The organism is Pseudomonas sp. CBS, assembly GCF_024734645.1.
In the GTDB taxonomy this organism is placed as follows: domain Bacteria; phylum Pseudomonadota; class Gammaproteobacteria; order Pseudomonadales; family Pseudomonadaceae; genus Aquipseudomonas.
In genome coordinates this window covers 2364582-2385121 of sequence record NZ_CP102929.1, presented here as the reverse complement: position 1 = coordinate 2385121, position 20540 = coordinate 2364582, and the positions used below count along the sequence as shown (strand labels likewise).

The 20540-nt window shown below is 59.7% G+C and carries 18 protein-coding genes; 11 read left to right on the top strand and 7 right to left on the bottom strand.

Translation table 11 applies throughout. The features are described from left to right. The first annotated feature begins 105 nt into the window (after positions 1–105). The 4 genes from NVB75_RS10550 (at position 106) to NVB75_RS10535 (ending at position 3820) form a co-directional block, all read left to right on the top strand. On the top strand, positions 106–582 hold the full coding sequence (locus tag NVB75_RS10550; RefSeq protein WP_258347107.1) for a PaaI family thioesterase: 477 nt from the start codon (positions 106–108) through the stop codon (positions 580–582). After that, a complete protein-coding gene (locus tag NVB75_RS10545; RefSeq protein WP_063028212.1) occupies positions 579–1031 on the top strand; it encodes a PaaI family thioesterase in 453 nt (150 codons plus the stop codon). Before NVB75_RS10550 ends, NVB75_RS10545 begins: the two co-directional genes overlap by 4 nt. A gap of 89 nt (positions 1032–1120) precedes the next feature. After that, positions 1121–3025 (top strand): molecular chaperone HtpG, encoded by a 1905-nt coding sequence (gene htpG, locus NVB75_RS10540; protein WP_026077971.1) that lies wholly within the window; start codon positions 1121–1123, stop codon positions 3023–3025. Between the two features lie 66 nt (positions 3026–3091). After that, entirely contained in the window at positions 3092–3820 is a 729-nt protein-coding gene (locus tag NVB75_RS10535; protein WP_258347106.1) for a dienelactone hydrolase family protein, read from the top strand. 135 nt (positions 3821–3955) lie between these two features. Here NVB75_RS10535 and NVB75_RS10530 read toward each other — a convergent pair whose 3' ends face one another. Both NVB75_RS10530 and NVB75_RS10525 read right to left on the bottom strand, forming a co-directional pair. Further along, positions 3956–4828, bottom strand: coding sequence for a pirin family protein (locus NVB75_RS10530; RefSeq protein ID WP_258347104.1), 873 nt, complete (start codon positions 4826–4828; stop codon positions 3956–3958). 64 nt (positions 4829–4892) lie between these two features. Next, a complete protein-coding gene (locus NVB75_RS10525; protein WP_017477540.1) occupies positions 4893–5309 on the bottom strand; it encodes an OsmC family protein in 417 nt (138 codons plus the stop codon). 140 nt (positions 5310–5449) lie between these two features. On the opposite strand from NVB75_RS10525, the gene NVB75_RS10520 reads away from it, so the two are divergent. The 4 genes from NVB75_RS10520 to NVB75_RS10505 all read left to right on the top strand — a co-directional run bounded on the left by NVB75_RS10520 (position 5450) and on the right by NVB75_RS10505 (position 10240). Beyond that, positions 5450–6454: an amidohydrolase family protein gene (locus NVB75_RS10520; RefSeq protein WP_258347103.1), complete on the top strand. Its 1005-nt coding sequence runs from the start codon at positions 5450–5452 to the stop codon at positions 6452–6454. A 67-nt stretch (positions 6455–6521) separates the two neighbouring features. Then, positions 6522–6986 (top strand): DUF3859 domain-containing protein, encoded by a 465-nt coding sequence (locus NVB75_RS10515; protein ID WP_258347102.1) that lies wholly within the window; start codon positions 6522–6524, stop codon positions 6984–6986. Positions 6987–7121: 135 nt separating this feature from the next. Continuing rightward, positions 7122–8747, top strand: coding sequence for a methyl-accepting chemotaxis protein (locus tag NVB75_RS10510; protein ID WP_258347101.1), 1626 nt, complete (start codon positions 7122–7124; stop codon positions 8745–8747). A 185-nt stretch (positions 8748–8932) separates the two neighbouring features. Beyond that, positions 8933–10240, top strand: a complete 1308-nt coding sequence (locus tag NVB75_RS10505) for an IS4 family transposase (protein ID WP_258348477.1) — start codon at positions 8933–8935, stop codon at positions 10238–10240. An 894-nt stretch (positions 10241–11134) separates the two neighbouring features. Here the strand turns inward: NVB75_RS10505 and fabB are convergent. The 5 genes from fabB to NVB75_RS10480 form a co-directional block, all read right to left on the bottom strand. Next, the gene (gene fabB, locus NVB75_RS10500; protein ID WP_258347100.1) at positions 11135–12355 is read right to left on the bottom strand and encodes a beta-ketoacyl-ACP synthase I; all 1221 of its coding nucleotides are present in this window, start codon (positions 12353–12355) and stop codon (positions 11135–11137) included. An 11-nt stretch (positions 12356–12366) separates the two neighbouring features. Further along, positions 12367–12882, bottom strand: coding sequence for a 3-hydroxyacyl-[acyl-carrier-protein] dehydratase FabA (gene fabA, locus NVB75_RS10495; protein ID WP_003210552.1), 516 nt, complete (start codon positions 12880–12882; stop codon positions 12367–12369). Positions 12883–13130: 248 nt separating this feature from the next. Beyond that, a complete protein-coding gene (locus tag NVB75_RS10490) occupies positions 13131–15032 on the bottom strand; it encodes an ATP-binding protein (protein WP_258347099.1) in 1902 nt (633 codons plus the stop codon). After that, positions 15029–15940, bottom strand: coding sequence for an ABC transporter substrate-binding protein (locus tag NVB75_RS10485; protein ID WP_258347098.1), 912 nt, complete (start codon positions 15938–15940; stop codon positions 15029–15031). Before NVB75_RS10485 ends, NVB75_RS10490 begins: the two co-directional genes overlap by 4 nt. Positions 15941–15960: 20 nt before the next feature. Next, positions 15961–18093 carry a TonB-dependent siderophore receptor gene (locus NVB75_RS10480; protein ID WP_258347097.1) on the bottom strand — a complete coding sequence of 711 codons (2133 nt, stop codon included), beginning with the start codon at positions 18091–18093 and terminating at the stop codon, positions 15961–15963. A 195-nt stretch (positions 18094–18288) separates the two neighbouring features. On the opposite strand from NVB75_RS10480, the gene NVB75_RS10475 reads away from it, so the two are divergent. Genes NVB75_RS10475 through sixA form a run of 3 tightly spaced genes read left to right on the top strand, consistent with a single transcriptional unit; the run spans position 18289 to position 20118 of the window. Next, on the top strand, positions 18289–19314 hold the full coding sequence (locus tag NVB75_RS10475) for an NAD(P)H-dependent glycerol-3-phosphate dehydrogenase (protein ID WP_258347096.1): 1026 nt from the start codon (positions 18289–18291) through the stop codon (positions 19312–19314). Positions 19315–19321: 7 nt separating this feature from the next. Beyond that, positions 19322–19672, top strand: a complete 351-nt coding sequence (locus NVB75_RS10470; protein WP_177008480.1) for a DUF4389 domain-containing protein — start codon at positions 19322–19324, stop codon at positions 19670–19672. Beyond that, on the top strand, positions 19669–20118 hold the full coding sequence (sixA, locus tag NVB75_RS10465) for a phosphohistidine phosphatase SixA (protein ID WP_102606228.1): 450 nt from the start codon (positions 19669–19671) through the stop codon (positions 20116–20118). Before NVB75_RS10470 ends, sixA begins: the two co-directional genes overlap by 4 nt. Positions 20119–20540 lie beyond the last annotated feature (422 nt).

Here is a 20540-nt window from a genome sequence, read left to right as displayed (position 1 = left end):
AGCATTAGTTCCTTTTATTACACAGATATATAAACCACAGCCGCCAAGGAACTTTCACCCGCACTGTCTACACCGCGGGTCAACACTAATAAGAGTCCAGACTGAATGACCGAAAATCCTCTTTTATCCCGTGCCACGCGCTTCGTTTCAGCCTTGCGCCACTGCCAGGTGCTGGGTATCCAGGTCCATGCTGCCAGTGAAGACGGCATGACCCTGATGCTGCCTTATGGTCCGCATATCGTGGGGGATCCGCTGACCGGGGTGATCCATGGCGGCGCGCTCACGTCCTTGATGGATACCGCCTGCGGCATGGCCACCTTGTGTGTGCTGCCGGAGTTCGAGGTCTGCCCGACCCTGGACCTGCGTGTCGACTACATGCACCCGGCCGAGCCCCACAAGCCGGTATTCGGTTTTGCCCAGTGCTACCGGGTGACCACCGACGTGATCTTCACCCGCGGCTTCGCCTATCAGGACGATCCACAGCAACCGATTGCCCATGTGGTGGGCACGTTCATGCGCATGGGCAAGCGCCTCAAGGGCAGCCAGGGCCTGGGCAATGCAATCAAGGGAGAACAGGCATGAAACATCAGTTCAAGACCCGTCTGCAGCAAGCCCACGAACGGGGCAACTATGAGGCGCTGCTCAACCTGATTCCCTACGCCAAGCTGATTGGCATCGAATGCACGCGGCTGGGGGATGAATTGCTGTTTCGCATGCCGGCCAACAAGGACAACATTGGTAACCCGATATTACCGGCGATCCATGGTGGGGTGATCGCAGGCTTTATGGAGCTGTCCGCAGCCTTGCATTTGCTGGTTTTTACCGGTGCGCCTGGCGTCCCCAAAATCATCGACTTCTCACTGGATTACCTGCGCGCCGGCCAGTTTCGCGACACCTACGCCAAATGCCAGGTGTGGCGCCAGGGCCGACGGGTGGCCAATGTGGCGATTACCGCCTGGCAAAGCACCCCGGCCGAACCGATTGCCACCGCCCGCGCGCATTTCAAGATTGAGGAACCGGCCCGCCCTTGAAATCCTGGTCTTAGCCCCCAACTTTGATGACAACCCGCCGCCAACCCTCAAGGGCGCGGCCACTGCCATCCAATTGGAGTTTGATGACCATGAGTGTGGAAACTCAAAAGGAAACCCTGGGCTTCCAGACCGAGGTGAAGCAACTGCTGCACCTCATGATCCATTCGCTGTATTCCAACAAGGAAATTTTCCTTCGCGAATTGATCTCGAACGCCTCTGACGCTGTCGACAAATTACGTTTCGAAGCCCTGTCCAAGCCTGAGTTGCTGGAAGGCGGCGCGGAACTGAAAATCCGTGTGAGCTTCGACAAGGACGCGAAAACCGTCACCCTCGAAGACAACGGTATCGGCATGAGCCGCGACGATGCGATCACCCACCTGGGGACCATCGCCAAATCCGGCACCGCCGATTTCATGAAAAACCTGTCGGGCGATCAGAAGAAAGATTCGCACCTGATCGGCCAGTTCGGCGTGGGCTTCTACTCGGCCTTCATCGTTGCCGACAAGGTTGAAGTCTTCAGCCGCCGCGCCGGCCTTGCGGCCAGTGAAGGCGTGCACTGGTCGTCCAAAGGCGAGGGCGAATTTGAAATCGCCACCGTCGACAAGGCTGACCGTGGTACCCGCATCGTGCTGCACCTGAAGTCCGGTGAAGACGAGTTCGCCGATGGCTGGCGCCTGCGCAATATCATCAAGAAGTACTCCGACCACATCGCTTTGCCGATCGAACTGCCGAAAGAACAAGCGGCGGCCGAAGGCGAAGAGGCGCCTGCCCAGGAATGGGAAGTGGTCAACCGTGCCAGCGCTCTGTGGACCCGTCCTCGTACTGAAGTCAAAGACGAGGAATACCAGGAGTTCTACAAGCACATCGCCCATGACTACGAGAACCCGCTGAGCTGGAGCCACAACAAGGTCGAAGGCAAGCTGGAATACAGCTCGCTGCTCTACGTACCGGCCCGTGCTCCGTTCGACCTGTACCAGCGTGAAGCGCCGAAAGGCCTGAAGCTGTACGTGCAGCGCGTGTTCGTGATGGACCAGGCGGAATCGTTCCTGCCGTTGTACCTGCGCTTTATCAAAGGCGTGGTCGACTCCAACGACCTGTCGCTGAACGTGTCGCGGGAAATCCTGCAGAAAGACCCGATCATCGACTCGATGAAGTCGGCGCTGACCAAGCGTGTCCTCGACATGCTGGAAAAACTGGCGAAGAACGAGCCTGAGCAATACAAGGGCTTCTGGAAAAACTTCGGCCAGGTCATGAAAGAAGGCCCGGCAGAAGATTTTGCCAACAAGGAAAAGATCGCCGGCCTGCTGCGTTTCGCATCGACCCACGGTGACGACGGTGAGCAGACCGTTTCCCTGGCCGACTATCTGGCGCGCGCCAAGGAAGGTCAGGACAAGATCTACTACCTGACCGGCGAAACCTACGCTCAGGTCAAGAACAGCCCGCACCTGGAAGTCTTCCGCAAGAAAGGCATCGAAGTGCTGCTGCTGACCGACCGGATCGATGAGTGGCTGATGAGCTACCTCAGCGACTTCGACGGCAAGAGCTTTGTTGACGTCGCCCGTGGCGACCTGGACCTGGGCAACCTGGATTCCGAAGAAGACAAGAAAGCTGCCGAAGAAGTGGCCAAGTCCAAAGAGGGCCTGGTTGAGCGAATCAAGACCGCCTTGGGCGATGCCGTCAGCGAAGTGCGGGTTTCCCACCGTCTGACCGATTCCCCGGCGATCCTGGCCATCGGCGAGCAGGACCTGGGCATGCAGATGCGTCAGATCCTGGAAGCAAGCGGTCAGAAGGTTCCGGACTCCAAGCCGATCTTCGAATTCAACCCGGCTCACCCGCTGATCGAGAAACTCGACGGCGAGCAGAGCGAAGAGCGGTTTGGCGACCTGTCGCACATCCTCTTCGACCAGGCAGCCCTGGCTGCCGGCGACAGCCTGAAAGACCCGGCCGCCTATGTGCGCCGACTGAACAAGCTGTTGGTTGAACTGTCGGTTTAACACCGTTGTAGAAAAACCCGCTTCGGCGGGTTTTTTCGTTTTAGAGCCTTTCACCTGGAGTAAATGATGAGCCAAATCACCGTGCGTTCCGTGGTCTATCAGATTGATGGCCAGTCTTATGAAAGTCGCCTGGCATTTGATGCCAGTCATAAGGGCCCGCTGCCAGGGTTGTTGATGGCGCCGAACTGGATGGGTGTCAGTGCCGGCGCTGAAGAGATCGCCAAGAGCGTGGCCAGCAAGGGCTACGTGGTGCTGCTCGCCGACCTGTACGGGCAAACGGTTCGCCCCTCGAATGGCGATGAAGCGGGTGCGGCGATGATGCCGTTGAAGAATGACCGGGTGCTGCTGAACAAGCGCATGCAGGTCGCGCTTGATCACTTGAAAACCCAAACCGAAGCCGCGGTGGATACCTCGAAGCTGGCAACCTTCGGTTTCTGCTTCGGTGGTTGCTGCTCCCTGGAGCTGGCGCGTACCGGTGCGCCGTTGAAAGCGGCGGTTTCGTTCCACGGCAGCCTCGACACACCGAACCCGGCCGATGCGAAAAACATCAAGGGTTCAGTGCTGGTGTTGCACGGCGCTTCCGACCCGCTGGTGCCGAAAGAGCAACTGCCGGCGTTTGAAGATGAAATGAACGCGGCCGGTGTGGATTGGCAATTGCTGAGCTACGGCGGTGCGGTGCACTCGTTTACCGATCCGCACGCGAACGTGCCGGGCAAGATGATGTATGACGCGAAGACCGCTGCACGGGCCTTCCAGTCGATGCATAACTTGCTGGATGAAGTGTTCAAGGGCTGATAGTTCGGTTGCCTGAGCTGGCCCCTTCGCGAGCAAGTCCGCTCCCACATTTTGACCGTGTACGCCTCGAAGGAACGCGGTCAAAATGTGGGAGCGGGCTTGCTCGCGAAGGCTATTTCATCGGCAATAAAGCGCTTAAGCCTCGCCTCCAGGCAACTCAATCCGCTCACTTTCCCCCGGCACTGTCGGCCAATCCCCAGCCGCCCAACGCTGCCGAGCCTGCTCGATCAACGCCGGATCACTCGCCACAAAATTCCAGTTAATCCGCCGCGGCCCATCCAGCGCCGCGCCGCCGAATACCACCAGATGGCAATCGGTCTCGGCAAACAGCGCCATGCTTTCGCCTGCCGGCAACACCACCAGGCTATGCACCTCCAGCACCTCGCCATCCAACTGCGCCTCACCCTCCAGCACATACACCGCCCGTTCCGCATGCTCATCCGGGATCAGCAGCGTCGTAGCCGTCTGCATCCGCACCTCGGCATACAAGGTGGGCGACAACACCGGCACCGGAGATTCCAGGCAAAAGCCGGTGCCGGCAATCAGTCGAATCTGCACGCCCAGGTTGTCACTCACCGGCAAGCTGGCGGCGGGGTGATGGCTGTAATGCCCAGGTCCTTGTTCATGTTCCCTGGGCGAGGCCAGCCACACTTGCAACCCGTGCAGGCTGAAGCCACTGGCCTTCAACGCCTCAGGGCTGCGTTCAACGTGGGCAATGGCGCTGCCGGCGGTCATCCAACTGACGTCCCCCGCCTTGACCACCTGGTCGGAGCCGAGGCTGTCCTTGTGCAGGAGTTCGCCTTCAAACAGGTAGGTCAGGGTGGAAAGGCCGATATGCGGATGCTGGCGAATATTCATGCCGGTGCCCGGGGCATAGCGGGTTTGCAGCATATGGTCGAAAAACACGAATGGCCCGACGCTGCGGCATTGCCTGGACGGCAGCGGGCGCAGGATCGGTTGGCCTTCCACATCTTCGGCACGCGGGCGAATCACGGTCGTTGTGGTCATGGTGCATCCCAGTCTGAGCGGGTTAGATGGCAGTGAGCATAACCCGCTCGACGGGAGGTTGCCGCTACTGGCTGAAGGCGCCTTCCGAGAGTTTGGTCTCGATGGTGACTTCGGCGGTGGTCATCAGCTTGTGCACCGGGCAGCGATCCGCCACGCGGTGCAGTTCATCGCGCTGCTCGTCGGTGAGTACGCCCTTGAGGGTGAGTTTCACGCTGAGCTTGTATTTGCCCTTTTGCTCTTCGGTGCTGTCGTGGGTGACTTCCACGGTGACGCCGGTCAGCGGAATATCTTTTTTCTGCGCATAGAGTTTAACCGTCAGCGCCTTGCATGATGCCAGCGCGGCATCGAAGTAATCGTGGGGAGAGGGCGCCGAATCGTCGCCGCCCAGGCTCTTGGGCAGGTCGGTAAACAGCTCATGGTTATTGATGTTGACGCTGTGGCGAAAGTTTTCGGCGTTCAGCGTATTCACGGTAACAGGCATGGCAAACCTCACACGGTGGCAGGAAGAAGCTCATGCAGTTATAGAGCATGCTGGCACCTGGGTGTTCCCCATTGTTTACCGCTGAACCCGCAGGCGCGGCGTGAGGTCTACCTTCATTAGCCTTTGTTTGAGATGCCACCGTGCGCCGGACCCACCTGACTATTGCCCTGTTACTGGCCGCCGCGAGCCTTGCCGCGCAGGCCCGCGACTATGCCTACAGCGACGCGCACCTGCATTACGTCGACTTCTTCCAGGAGTCGGCGGGCATGGACAAGTTGCTCAAGGCCATGGCCGATAATCGGATTGAACACGTGATGATTTCCGGCATCCCCGTGGCCAAGAAATGGCACGAAGACGAGCCCAAGCGCCCGCGTTATTACGCCGGCGACGATGCGGACGCGTATTGGTACAGCGCCACTGACGTGTTTGTCGCCGATGCGGTGAATAAGCTCGCCCCTGAACAACGCCAGCGCTTTCACCCGTTCCTCAGCGGTTTCAACCCCAACGATAAAAACGCCGCGTCCCACATCCAGCGCATGCTCGACCTCAATCCGGGACTGTGGCAAGGCATCGGTGAAGTCTTCACCCGTCACGACGACCTGACGGCACTGACCTCCGGCGACACCCCAAGAGCCAACAACGAGGCGATGACGCGCATCTATCACTTGGCGGCGGAGAACGATCTGCCGGTGATGGTGCATTCCAACATCACCTCCAAGCGTGAGAAAAATCCGCTGTACCTGGCAGAAATGGAAGAGCCACTGCGCAACCATCCGCACACTCGGTTTATCTGGGCCCACGCGGGCAGCAGCATGGAAATCCATCGGCACCAGACGCAGATGGATTTTTTGCTGCCGACCCTGGCGCGCATGCTGGAGGCTTATCCGAACCTGTACGTCGACCTGTCCTGGAGCGTGCTCACGCCTTACTTGCTGGATGAGGCGGGAAAGCCACGCTCTGAATGGGTAAAGCTGGTAGAGCGCTTTCCGGACCGCTTCATGCTTGGCTCAGACGTGGTAGGACGCTTCAACAAGCTGGGTAAGGAAATGCGCAGCTTTGACCCGTTCCTTGATGCGCTGCCTGAAGACGTGGCCAGAAAGGTCGCACGGGACAATTTCCTGGCGATTCTGCCCAAGCCCAGGTGATGGCTTTTGTCATCCTGTCGTCATCCCTGCGTCATAAGCTGCGGCCTTCTCAAACAAGGAGTGCAGCATGCAATTCACCCGTTCAGGCGCCTTGGCGGCGCTGATGATGATCAGCAGCCTGGCCAGTGCCGAAGTGCGTATTGAAGGCCCGGTGGAGTACGGCGTGTTTGATGGCCCGAAAGCCGAGTTGCAGGCCGGAGAGCGCGTGCTGCGCCGCAGCAACGAACAGATTCAGCCCACCACCCTGGTGCCGGCGAAGCTGGGCACCAAATTCGGCCTGCGTTATCAACTGCTCGGCAAAGCCGCCGAAGGTACGCCGCTGACCTTGCTCTACTTCACCCCGGGCGTTCGTACGCCGGATGGCGTGCGCCATGACAAATTCGAGGTAACCCAGAAGCTGGTGCCCGGTGCCCCACAGGACGTGATGGCTTATGAGTTCACCGAAAACCACGAAGTGGTGCCGGGCGAATGGCGTTTCATGGTGTTCCAGGGTGATCGTCTGCTCACGCAAAAGAGCTTTACCGTTCGCTGAATCGCTATAGCAGGGGCGAGGCGATCATAAGGCGTTTTGATATCGCGTTTTCGTCTTAGGCAAACTTCGTTCTTCGCCGATACCTTTCAAGAGCCCGCTGCAGGTGGATGCAGCGCTTTTGGAAGGATTCCGAACATGAATATCAGAAGTCTGAATATCGCCCCTCGCGCCGGCCTGGGGTTTGGTTTGCTGGCGCTGATGGTGTTTGCCCTGGGCGGGTTTGCCTTGTCGCAGATGGGCAATATGCGCCAGCAGTCGGACCAGGTGGAAAACAACTGGTTGCCCAGCGTGATGGCGGTCGGCGAGATGAATCAGGACCTGCTGCGGGTGCGGGCCCTGACGCTGCGCCTGCTGCTTAACCGCGACCCCCAGGCGATCACGCAGAATGAACAGAAAATCACCGAACTGAAAAACGGCCTGCATAAGGCTCAGTCGCTCTATGAAAGCTTGATTGTGCTGCCGGAAGAGCGGGTGCTGTTTGATCGCTTCAAGACCGAGGAAGCGCGTTACCTGCAACGCCAAGAGCAAGTGCTGGCCTTTTCCCGGGCCAATCAGCTGGAAGACGCGATCAAGGTCGTCAACGGCGAGATGAACCAGTTGGCCGATGTGTTGGCCGGCACCCTGCGTGAGCTGGTGACGCTGAACAAGTTCAGCGCCAATCAGGCGGCGAGCCTGGCGCAAAGCGTGTTCACCCAATCGCGCAGTTGGGTGGTGGGCATGATAGCCGTGACGGCGCTGATCACCATTGGCCTGGCGTTGCTGCTGACCCGCAGCATCGTGCTGCCGTTATCCCAGTCGCTGAAAGTCGCCCAGGGCGTGGCCAGTGGCGATCTTACCGGCGTGATTACCGTCAACGGCAAGGATGAACCGGCGCGTTTGCAGCAGGCGCTGAAAAGCATGCAGGAGAGTCTGAGGGAAACCATTCGGCGTATTTCTGATTCGTCGAGCCAGTTGGCGTCGGCTTCGGAAGAACTCAGTTGTGTGACTGAAGATGCCACCCGTGGGCTGCATCAGCAAAGTCAGGAAATTGAGCAGGCGGCTACTGCGGTGAACCAGATGACGGCGGCGGTGGAGGAGGTGGCGAGCAATGCGGTGGCCACGTCACAGGCGTCCCGTGAGTCGGACCGTATTGCCCAGCATGGTCGCGAGCAGGTGCATCAGACGGTGTTGTCGATTGAGTCCCTGGCGGATGATGTGACGGCCAATGCGACGCAGGTGGAGGACCTGGCGCAGAAGGTGTATGGCATCAGCAAGGTGCTGGATGTGATTCGCTCGATTGCCGAGCAGACCAATTTACTTGCGTTGAATGCTGCCATTGAAGCCGCGCGGGCCGGGGATGCCGGGCGTGGGTTTGCGGTGGTGGCGGATGAGGTGCGGGCGCTGGCCCATCGCACGCAGCAGTCGACCCAGGAAATCGAGCAGATGATCAGTGGGATTCAGCAGGGGACTGATCAGGCGGTGAGCTCTATGCAGCAGAGCAATACTCGGGCGCGGTCGACGCTGGATATCGCCAAGTCGGCTGGGACGGCGCTGGAGGAGATTGCTTCGGCTTTTACGCTGATCAACGAGCGTAACCTGGTGATCGCCAGTGCCTCGGAAGAGCAGGCGGCGGTGGCGCGGGAGGTGGATCGCAATTTGATGAATATTCGCGATTTGGCGCAGCAGACTTCGGCGGGGGCGAATCAGACCAGTGCGGCGAGCCAGGAGTTGTCGCGGTTGGCGGTGGATCTCAATACGATGGTGGCTAGGTTTTCGGTGTAGGCCCGTGTTTTTTTGGGCGTGGGGTGTATATCCGTTATTTAGGTAACGGCCGCCTATGGTTCCGCTCTTACAGCCATCCCTTTCAAGGTCTTGGTTTAAAATCCCCTAACCAATCCAGTCAGGACGACGAAACTATGTGGGAAAAGGTTTTAGAACGGTTTGAAAAACAGGCGCCGGCCAGCGTCATGACCAAGTTGATATTAGAGCAGGCAGTAGATGCCGCTTGGGTTGACAAGGTGTTCGATGATCACCGCCAACGGCAGTACTCACGTGAGCTTTTGTTTTCAACCGTTGTTGAGCTGATGTCCCTTGTTTCATTGGGCTTGAGGCCGTCGTTACACGCGGCGGCGCGCAAGATGGAGGGCCTTTCGGTCAGTGTTTCGGCACTCTATGACAAGATCAAGCGAACCGAACCCGAGCTGCTTCGCGCCCTCATTTCGGGCAGTGCCGAGCGTTTGATACCGACCGTCGAAACGCTCGGCCATTCATCGATCCTGCCTGGCTGGCAGTTGCGTATTGTGGATGGCAACCACTTGCCGGCCACTGAAAAACGTCTAGGCGCTCTGCGCAATGAGCGCGGCGCAGCGCGCCCAGGATTTTCAGTAGTTGCCTACGATCCGGACCTGGATTTAGTCGTTGATCTTCAGCCGTGGGAAGATGCCTACGCCAGTGAGCGAGTCAGTGTTTTACCGCTGCTGGCCCGCGCATGCGCGGGCCAGTTGTGGATGGCTGACCGGCTCTATTGCACGCTGCCCGTCCTGCAAGCCTGCGAGGACACGGGGGCTTCGTTCATCGTTCGCCAACCCAGCAAGCATCCACGCCTGGTCCAGGAAAGTGAGTGGCAAGACTCAGGGACGGTCGATAGCGGAACCGTTCGCGAACAAATCATCGAAGTGAAGGGTGGCCGCCGCTGGCGACGTGTTGAGTTGAGCCTGCAAACGGCGAATGACTCAGGTGATTTGGTGATGTGGTTCTGGAGCAATTTGCCCGACACCATCGGTGCCCGGCAGATAGCCGATTTATACCGTCATCGCTGGAGTATCGAGGGAATGTTTCAGCGCCTTGAGTCGGTACTGGACAGTGAAATTACAGGCCTTGGCAGCCCGAAAGCCGCGCTATTGGGCTTTGCCTCGGCGGTCCTGGCTTACAACGTTTTGTCGGTTCTCAAGCGTAGCGTTGAGCAGGCGCACCGCGAAACGCAGCCAGAGGGTTGGGAGGTTTCGATTTTCCATTTGGCGGTGCATGTTCGCAGTGATTATCAAGGCTTGCAGATCGCATTGCCTGCGGAAAATTTCCCTCTTGAAAAGACTCCGCAAGGGCTGGCAGAGCGATTGCTGGCCCTGGCAAGGATGATCAAACCTAAGTCCGTAGCCAAAAGCCCTCGTGGCCCCAAAGTAGCCAAGCCCAAGGAGTGGCTGGAAGGTAAGGCGGCACGGGTGCATGTCTCAACAGCTAGGGTGCTTAAGGCGGCTAAGTCGGATAAACGTACTTAAACATGGCCTTAAACGGACTTTTAAACGCAGACCTTGAAAGGGATGGCTCTTACAGCGGCTCACTTTGGAAAAGCCCCAAAGTAAGCAAAGGGCTCTGCCCCGCCTGTCGGCACCTCGCCTAGGCTCGGTGTTCCCTCACTCCGGCATTGCTCCGCGGGCCGCCGCGACGGGCCATCCATGGCCCGGCGCGGCTAAACCGGCGTCCTGCCGGTTTACCCGCTCCGCAATACCTGCGTTCGGCCTCGGGCTTATTGGGGCAGTCAGATCAAAATCAAAAGCAAAAGCACAGCGGCCTACCGGCCGGCTTGAGTGTTAAAAGCAAAAGCAAAGACCAGAGCGAAAGCAGAGCTGCTTTTATGTGGGAGCGGGCTTGCTCGCGAAAAACCTGAGAGCGCCGCGTTCATTCAGAATGCCCGCGTCATCGTTAACGACCTTCGCGAGCAAGCCCGCTCCCACATTTTTTGGACCGTGCCCGCTTTAGATTTTGATTTGGCTTTTAACACTCAAGCCGGCCGGGAGGCCGCTGTGCTCTTGCTTTTGATCTGGCTTTTGATCTTGATCTTAGGCGCCCCGTTAAACCACGCTGGCCGAACGCAGGCTTTGGAGCGTGGGTAACCTGGCAGGACGCCAGGTTAGCCGTCCTGGGCCAGGGATGGCCCATGACGGCGGCCCACGGTCCAAAGCCGGAGTGAGGGCACACCGAGCCTAGGCGAGGTGCCGAGTGGTGGGGCAAGAGCGTTTTGCTTACTTTTGCGCTCTTCAAAAGTGAGCCGCTGTAAGAGCGGAACCCTAAGCGGCCATCACCCAAATAATGGATATACACCCAACAACCAACGCAAAAAAAAACGCCCCGAACCAGTCGGGGCGTTTTCAGACGATCAGCCGCGAGGGCTTTTACTTACCCTGCCAGCGTTTCAGCACCAAGGTAGCGTTAGTGCCACCAAAGCCAAAGCTGTTGCTCATCACAGTGTTGATGGTCGCATCTTCACGAGTCTTGGTCAGGATCGGCATGTCAGCCACGTCCGGATCCAGTTCCTCGATGTTGGCAGAACCTGCCATGAAGTTGCCTTCCATCATCAGCAGGCAGTAGATCGCTTCGTGAACGCCAGCGGCGCCCAGGGAGTGGCCCGACAGGCTCTTGGTAGAGCTGATCGCCGGTGCCTTGTCGCCGAATACCGCACGCACGCCTTCCATTTCCTTGGAGTCGCCGACCGGAGTCGAAGTACCGTGGGTGTTCAGGTAGTCGATCGGGGTATCAACGGTAGCCATGGCCATCTGCATGCAGCGGATGGCGCCTTCGCCGCTTGGCGCAACCATGTCGTAGCCGTCGGACGTCGCGCCGTAGCCGACGATTTCCGCATAGATCTTCGCGCCACGGGCCAGGGCGTGTTCCAGCTCCTCGACCACCACCATGCCGCCACCGCCGGCAATGACGAAACCATCACGGTTTTTGTCATAGGCGCGGGAGGCTTTTTCCGGGGTTTCGTTGTACTGGGTCGACAGGGCACCCATGGCGTCGAACAGGAACGACTGGCTCCAATGTTCTTCTTCACCGCCACCGGCAAACACGATGTCTTGCTTGCCCAGCTGGATCTGCTCTACAGCGGTACCGATGCAGTGAGCACTGGTGGCGCACGCGGAGGAGATCGAGTAGTTCACACCCTTGATCTTGAACGGCGTGGCCAGGCAGGCGGAAACGGTGCTGCCCATGGTCCGCGTGACGCGGTACGGGCCAACACGCTTGACGCCTTTCTCGCGCAGGATGTCCAGCGCTTCCATCTGGTTCAAGGTTGACGCGCCACCGGAACCGGCGATCAGGCCGGTGCGTACGTTGGACACCTGGTCTTCGCTCAGGCCGGAATCGGTGATCGCGTCCTTCATGGCCAGGTAGGCGTAAGCGGCTGCGTGGCCGACGAAGCGATAGATCTTGCGATCAATCAGCTCTTCGAGGGGCAGGTCGATGGAGCCGGAAACCTGGCTACGCAGACCCATTTCGGCATATTCCGGGTTGAAGCGGATGCCAGGGCGACTTGCACGCAGGTTAGCGGAGACGGTCTCTTTGTCATTGCCCAGGCACGAAACGATGCCCAGACCAGTGATAACGACGCGGCGCATGCGGATAACCCTTAAAAGTTGTCAGTGGAAGTGAATACGCCGACCCGAAGGCCTTCGGCAGTATAAATCTCGCGACCGTCGACAGTCACCGAACCATCGGCAATGGCCAGGTTCAGCTTGCCCTTGAGGACGCGCTTGATTTGAATGTTGTAGGTGACTTTCTTGGCGGTCGGCAAGACCTGGCCAAAGAACTTCACTTCGCCCGAACCCAGGGCGCGACCGCGGCCCGGCAGGCCTTGCCAGCCCAGGTAGAAACCGACCAGCTGCCACATGGCGTCGAGGCCCAGGCAGCCCGGCATCACCGGATCGCCTTCGAAATGGCAGGCAAAAAACCACAGGTCAGGGGTGATATCCAGCTCGGCGACCAATTCACCTTTGCCGTACTTGCCACCCTCTTCACTGATATGGGTGATGCGATCCACCATCAGCATGTTCGGGGCGGGCAGTTGCGCGTTACCTGGGCCGAACAGCTCACCGCGACTGCAGCGCAGCAGGTCTTCCCGAGTAAAGGCGTTTTGTTTGGTCATGCGAGCTCCTCAATAATCCCATGCGGCAGGGCAGGGCAAATCTTCCCGGCCGACTGAAGCGTTCATGCCTCATATCGGCAGCCTACACATAGACTATTGCGTTGTAGTGAAAGTCACAGCGTCAAGGTCATGAATGTACACTTGTGCACTGAAATTATAAACCGGGCCGGTTTACGGGCCCGTTCGGGTGCCTAAGACTGCCGCACTTTCGTCTTTCACGCCAGTCGCAGTTGGCCGATGGCACCCTGTTACTGCACCCATCGCTGCAGGATTTGCTGTAAATCCGTGCGTTTGAACGGCTTTGCCAGGTAATCGTTCATTCCGGCTGCCAGACAGGCTTCGCGGTCGCCCTGTAAGGCATTGGCGGTCAAGGCAATGATCGGCAGGTCGGCGCACCCGGGCAACTGGCGAATCTGCCGGGTGGCCTCGTAACCGTCGATGCCCGGCAGTCGGCAATCCATCAGGATCGCGGTAAAAATCAGGCTCTCGGCACTGCGAATCGCTTCGGCGCCGTCGGTGGCAATGCTGACTTCAAATCCGAGGCTGCGCAGCATGGCTTCAACCACGGTGCGATTGACCGGGTTGTCCTCCACCAGCAACACGTTACGGCCTTCGCCCGCACTGGCACTGCCTTCGGTGTTCGGCACGATCACCGGCAAGCTCTGCTGGTAGATCGCCAGCGGAATTTCCAGGGTGAATACCGAGCCTTGGCCTTCTTCACTCTGGGCGCGAAGGGTGCCGCCCATGCGTTCGGCCAGGGTGCGTGCAATAGGCAGGCCCAGCCCGGTGCCGCCGTAACGTCTTGAAATGGAACTGTCAGCTTGCTGGAACGCATCGAACATCAATTCCAGGCGCTCGGCCGAGATGCCAATCCCGCTGTCGCGCACGGTGCAGGTGAACCACAACAGTTCATGGTCCAGGGTCTGCCAGTGCGGTTCGACGGTGACGGTGCCGTGCTCGGTGAACTTGAGGGCATTGCCGATCAGGTTCACCAGAATCTGGCGGATACGCGTCGGGTCACCCTGCACCTGCAGTGAGTCCAGGCCCTGCGGGATCGGCACTTCAAGCGCCAGCCCGCGTTGCTGGGCGGCATGCTGGAAGGCCTGGGCGCAGCTGCTGATCAGCTCCATCAGGTCGAACGGAATGTGCTCCAGCTCCAGGGCCGCGCGCTCGATGCGTGAGAAGTCGAGGATATCGTTGATCACTTTGAGCAGGTGTTCGGTGGACTCCGAAGCCAGCGCCGCGTATTCGGTCTGCTCCTCGGTCATGTCGGTGGTTTCCAGCAACTGCAGCATGCCCAGCACCCCGTTCATCGGCGTGCGCAGTTCATGGCTCATCATTGCCAGGAAATCCGACTTGGCATTGTTCGCCCGCTCGGCTTCTTCACGGGTCTGGATCAACTGGGCCATGGCCTGGTGCTGTTCGCGACTGGCCTGGTTCAAGCCGTCGGCGAGGTTATTGATGTGGCGCGACAGGTCGCCCAGTTCCGAGTCATCGACAATGGGCAGTGGCGTCTGGTAATCGCCCTGTTGGATTGCCTTGACCGCATTGCCCATGGCACTGATCGGCTGCGACAGGCTGGCGGCCAGGCGCCGTGCCAATAAGAAGGTAAACAACAGGGCGAACAGCGCGAGAATCCCGGCCTTGAACAGGATTTCCTGCTGGCGCTGGCTGAACGCATCGTTGGACATACCCACAATCACCCGGCCCAAGTAATCCGCACGGGGTGCCTTGGGCTCGGCGATGTTGTCCTGGAAGAAGTCATTGCCCAGCTGGATATGTTGCAGGCGAATCGGCGCCTGAAACACTTTCACCGACAGCGAACGGTCGTGCTTTTCCGACGGTTGTTCGACATACACCAGAATGTTTTCCGTGCTGTCCTGTATCTCGAGAAAGCGCACATGGGGCGTGGCCAGGGTGGCCCGCAACAGGCTTTCGAGCACGTCGTTGTTGCCGGAAATAACCCCGTATTCGGTGGCCGGTGCCAGTTGGTTGGCGATCAATTGGCCGGTGTGGTCCAGCTCCTGGCGCAAGTCCTGGATCCGCACGAAGGTAAAGAAGCTGATCAACAGCAGCGTCAACAGGAGTGCCGGGCCCAGGGTGATGAGCTGGGTTCGGGTGTTGATGTCCCAACGGCGACGAAATGTCATGGGCGTTTTTCTCCTTCGGCCAGGCGGACGGCGACGTTGGTTTCGTCCACCTGTTCGATCCCCAGTGAGCGCGCAACCTGCGGGTTGCCCACGACTTTGAAACGTTCCGGGTACAACGAGCGCGGCCAGTTGGCGGGCGCATGGTCCAGTAGCCGGTCGAGTACATCCAGCCAGTCGGCCTGATCGCTGTAGGTGCTGGCCAGGCTGCCGGCCTTGACGAACCCGGCGTTGGGCCCGACCAGTGGCAATTGCCTGGCGTAGCTGCTGAGCAGCAGGTTTTTCGCGGTTTTCGGGTTGTACAGCTGGGGATCATCCAGCCCCAGCAAGACATCGCTGCTCTTGAACAGGTTTTGCAGCGGACGACTGTCGTTAGTGTTGTCCCAGAGCTGGGGCACGATCTCCAGCCCCATCGGCGCCGCATGCTGGCGCAGCTCGCGGAGCAGGAATTCGCTGTCGATCCCATAGAGCACACCGATGCGCCGGGCCTGGGGCAGGATGCCGGTGATCAGGCGCAGTTGGCGGTCCAGTGGCGGGTCGCTCCACAACAGGCTGATCTTCGAGGGCACGCTGTCCCCCAGGCGCTGGCGGGCCTGCAGGCGGCTGATGCGCAGCACCAGGGTCGGCGGGCCCTGGGTGTCCTGCAGGCGCCAGTCGAGGCTGGGCAGGTCCAGCAGGATCAGGCGGGTACTGGCCGGCAAGTGCGCGGGGGCGGGAAGGTCTTTGAGCGGGGTGAACTTCACATGGTCTTCGGGGCGCTGTTCGCTCAGGGCCTGGACGAATGTTTGTACCCCCGGGCCGTCTTCGTCGGCGGTCAGCAGGATTTCCGCCGCCCATGTAGGTGCGGCAAACAGTAAAACCCCAAACAACACACAGCGCCGCCAGAGTCGGGCGGTAAAGGAGAGGGTCATCCGTGACAAGTCGCTGTCCACTAGAACTCTAACTCCGCACTGAAGTAGAGCACGTGGCGTTGGTCATAGTTGTTGTCGGGCCAGGTGGTGGGTTGATTGTCGAGCCGTTGTTGCAACATGCCGGCCAGCTCCACGTTGGCTTTGCCCAAGGCAATGCGCTTGGCCACCCGCAGGTCGACCCGTTCGAAGCGATACTGGTTGAGCGCATCGTCGCCATAGTAGAACACCGCGCTGGACCAGCCATGGCCCCATTCCCGCATCCAGCCGGCCGAGCCGCTGTTGCGGGCGGTTTGCTGTCTGTCCAGAGGGTTGGTGGCGCTGGCGTCTACGTAAGCATAGGTCAGCCGTAGCCGGTCGGCGGTGCTCATGTGCCAGTCGAGCTGGGTTTCAGTGCCGGTAAAGCGCGAGCTGTTGGTGTTGCTGGCGATGTACTGGTTGTTGCGTAGCGGCTCGCTGACCATGTCGCTGATTTCGTCGTAGAACAGCTTCACGTCCACGTTCAGCCCGATATCCGCAAAAAAGCCGTTGTAGCCCAGTTCCCGGGAGCGCATCAGCTCTTTATTGAGGTTGCCCGGGCCGCGAGTCACCACGAAATATTGACCGGAATTCTGGCCGTAGACCGGTGAGCTGAGGTTGGTGACCCGGTAGCTCCAGTTGACGTTGTTCTCGAACATGTCCGGCGAGCGGATGGCTTCGGAGTACACCGCGCGCAGGCCGTGGCGCGGGTTGATCAGGTAGTTGACGGCCACCCGGGGCGTCAGCGAGTTGCCGCTCAGGTGGGTGTCTTCATACATTGCGCCGCCCTGCAGCAGCCAGTGTTCGCTGGCGCGCCATTCCAGGTGGCCGAACATGCGCCAGGTGGTGTCGTCCAGGGTGCCGTTGAAGTAGGTGTCGGAGTCGGCGCGGTCGTAGCGGTAGTTCATGCCGCTGACCAGGCGCAGGCTGTCGGACAGGCTGAGGGTGTCCTGAATCTCCAGGTCGTAGCGGCTTTCCTTGGTGCTTTGGTCGATGTTGCCGCAAACCGGGTCCTTGCCGCCGTTACCCCATTGCTGGAGCACCTGCCGGGCCAGCGCCTGTTCGGCGGGGCTGCCGGGCGGAAGGTTGCCGGGGTTGAAGTTGTTCATGTGCCGGGCCAGCCGCTCGGCATAGTTGGGATTGAGCTGCCACAGTTGGGTCAGCTCCGGGCTGAAGGAGACCTTGGCATCGCAGGCGCGCCAGATCTGCCGACGATCCCACTGCTGGGCCGAACCCTGGATATACAGACTGTGATCGGGATTGAAGTCGAAGTTCCAGCGCAGGGAACCGGCGTAATCCTTGGCGCTGACGTCAGAATTTGTACCGCCTTCGGTAATACCGTCGAACACCGGTTGGTAGGTGTACGGGCGTTGGTTGGTGCCTTCCTTGGCGTCCAGTTGCCAGTCGATGCTTTGTTGCGCGTTCAGGGTCTGGCTCACGGCCAGGCTGAAGCGGCTCAGGCGGCGACTGTCGCGGCGGTCGGCGCCCACGCGGTCGCTGTCAAAACCATCGTCCTGCTGGCCGGACAGTGACAGGCGCAAGTCGCCGGTTTCCCAGCCCATGCCCTGGCTGGCGTACCAGTCGTTGATTCCGCGGCCGCCCTGGGTGAGCTTCATCCGGGTGCCGTGGCTGTTGGCTGGCGAGCGGGTAAGGATGTTGACCACCGCCATCAGCGCGTTGGCACCGTAGCTGACGGTGTTGGGGCCGCGGAAGACTTCGATGCGATCGATGTCTTCCAGGGCCACCGGAATATCGCTCCAGTCCACCGTCGCCAGGCCCGCGCGGTACACCGAACGACCATCGATCAGCACCTGCATGCGCCGGGCGTCGCCGGCCTGGGTGCCGTGGTAATTCACGGCCGCCTGGTTGCCGGTGGTGTAGCCGACCATCATTCCGGGCACCAACCTCAGCAGTTCCGGGATATCCCGCGCACCGCTGGCCTTGATCAACTCGCTGTCGATCACCGTCATGCTGCCGGGCACGGCGGCGGCCGATTGCTTGAGCCGCGTAGCGGTCAGTACCTGCGGCAGCGGTTGGCTGTCGAGGAACAGATCGTCGGCCAGCAACGGCGCACTGCACCATGGCATGCACAACAGCGTCAGCAACAGGGATGAGCGAGGAGGAGGGCCCAAATACACGGCACGGCCTTGATAATTACGGATAGCCGCCCATGTTAACTGAGGTGGGGCCTTTTGCCAGTCGTCGGCCCTGTAATTACTTCGCACAAATGTCGCATTTTCCGACCAGCGTTTGAATTGACGCGGGGGCTGGCCGCAAGCGGGTCGCTCCGTATAATGCGGCCATCGCCACTGCTATGGATTAACGGATTGCATATGACTGAACAGCGCCCTATTGCGGTCCTGGGAGGCGGAAGTTTTGGTACCGCCGTGGCTAATCTGCTGGCTGAAAATGGTCACCGGGTGCGTCAATGGATGCGTGACCCCGAGCAAGCCGAGGCCATCCGGGTCAACCGGGAAAACCCCCGTTACCTTAAAGGCATCAAGATTCTGCCGGCCGTAGAGCCGGTGACTGATTTGCAGGCGATGCTGACCGAGTGCGACCTGTGCTTCGTCGCACTGCCATCCAGCGCCTTGCGTTCGGTGCTCGCGCCCCACGCCGAGCGGTTGGCGGGCAAGCTGCTGGTCAGCCTGACCAAGGGCATCGAGGCGCACACCTTCAAGTTGATGAGCGAAATCCTTGAAGATATCGCCCCCGAGGCACGCATTGGCGTGTTGTCCGGCCCGAACCTGGCGCGGGAAGTGGCTGAGCACGCCCTGACCGCCACCGTGATTGCCAGTGAAGACGAAGAGCTCTGCGAACGGGTGCAGGCAGTGCTGCACGGTCGCACCTTCCGCGTTTACGCCAGTGCCGACCGCTTTGGCGTCGAGTTGGGCGGGGCGTTGAAAAACGTCTACGCGATCATCGCCGGTATGGCGGTTGCGCTGGGCATGGGTGAAAACACCAAGAGCATGCTGATCACCCGTGCCTTGGCCGAGATGACCCGGTTTGCGGTCAACCAGGGTGCCAACCCGATGACCTTCCTCGGGCTTGCTGGCGTGGGCGACCTGATCGTCACCTGCTCGTCACCGAAAAGCCGCAATTATCAGGTGGGTTTCGCCCTCGGCCAGGGCCTGAGCCTGGAAGACGCGGTCACGCGTTTGGGCGAAGTGGCCGAAGGCGTCAACACCCTGAAGGTGCTGAAGGCCAAGGCTCAGGAAGTCGGCGTATACATGCCGCTGGTCGCCGGTTTGCACGCGATCCTGTTTGAAGGGCGCACCTTGAACCAGGTCATCGAGTTGCTGATGCGGGCCGAGCCGAAGACCGATGTCGACTTTATTTCCACCAGTGGTTTCAACTGAGGAACGCATCATGAATGATCCGAAAGCAGCTCCCAAGTACGAATCCATTGGCCTGCGTGTGCTGTGGATGCTGGTGTTTGCCCTGGTGTGGCAAGTGGCGCAGTTTCTGCTGGGGGCGCTGGTGGTAGTGCAGCTGGTTTACCGGTTGGTGTACGGCGCGCCGAACCTGGGGCTGATGAATTTTGGTGACAGTTTGAGTCAGTTTTTGGCGCAGATTGGGCGGTTTGGCAGCTTTCACAGTGATCAGAAGCCTTGGCCGTTTGCTGATTGGCCGACGCCGCGTGCGCCGGAAGGTGAGGCTGCCCACAGTGTGCCGCCGGCGCCGCATCCTGTGCGTGATGAGGAACCCAAGCTATGAAGGTGTGGGTGTTGCGTCACGGTGAGGCCGAGGGGCATGCGCGTACGGATGCTGAGCGTAATTTGACGGCCCATGGGCGTGATGAGGTTTTGCGCAGTGCGGGGCATTTGATTGGGCAGCCTGTGCGGGCGATTATTGCCAGTCCGTATGTGCGGGCGCAGCAGACGGCGCAGTTGGTGCGGGAGGCGTTGGGGTTTGAGCCTGAGATCCGCACTGTGCCTTGGTTGACGCCCGAGAGTAATCCGCTGGAGGTGCTCAAGCATCTGGATAATGACGATGATGTGTTGTTGGTCAGTCATCAGCCGTTTGTGGGGGGGCTGATCAGTTATTTGCAGCATGGGCATTTTCGGCAGCCGCAGGCTATGAGTACGGCGAGTTTGGCGGAGTTGGAGGGGGATTTTCCGTTGGCGGGGTTGATGAGTCTTTTGAGTGTTCGGAATCCTTAGGTTGGGTTTGGGTTTGGGTACATATCCGTTTCTTCGGTAACGGCCACTTAGGGTTCCGCTCTTACAGCGGGTCACTTTTGGCAAACGCCCCAAAAGTAACCAAAAGGTCTTTGCCCCACCACTCGGTGCCTCGCTTAGGCTCGGCATGCCCGCACTCCGGCCCGCTTCCGCGGGCCGCCGCGACGGGCCATCCATGGCCCGGCGCGGCTAAATCGGCTTCCCTGCCGATTTACCCGCTCCACCGTGCCTGCTTGCGGCCATCGTGGTTGACGGGGCGCCTAAGATCAAAATCAAAAGCAGATCAAAAGCAGAGCACAGCGGCCTCCCGGCCGGCTTGAGTGTTAAAAGCAAAATCTAAAGCGGGCACGGTCCAAATGTGGGAGCGGGCTTGCTCGCGAAGGTCGTTAACGATGACGCGGGCA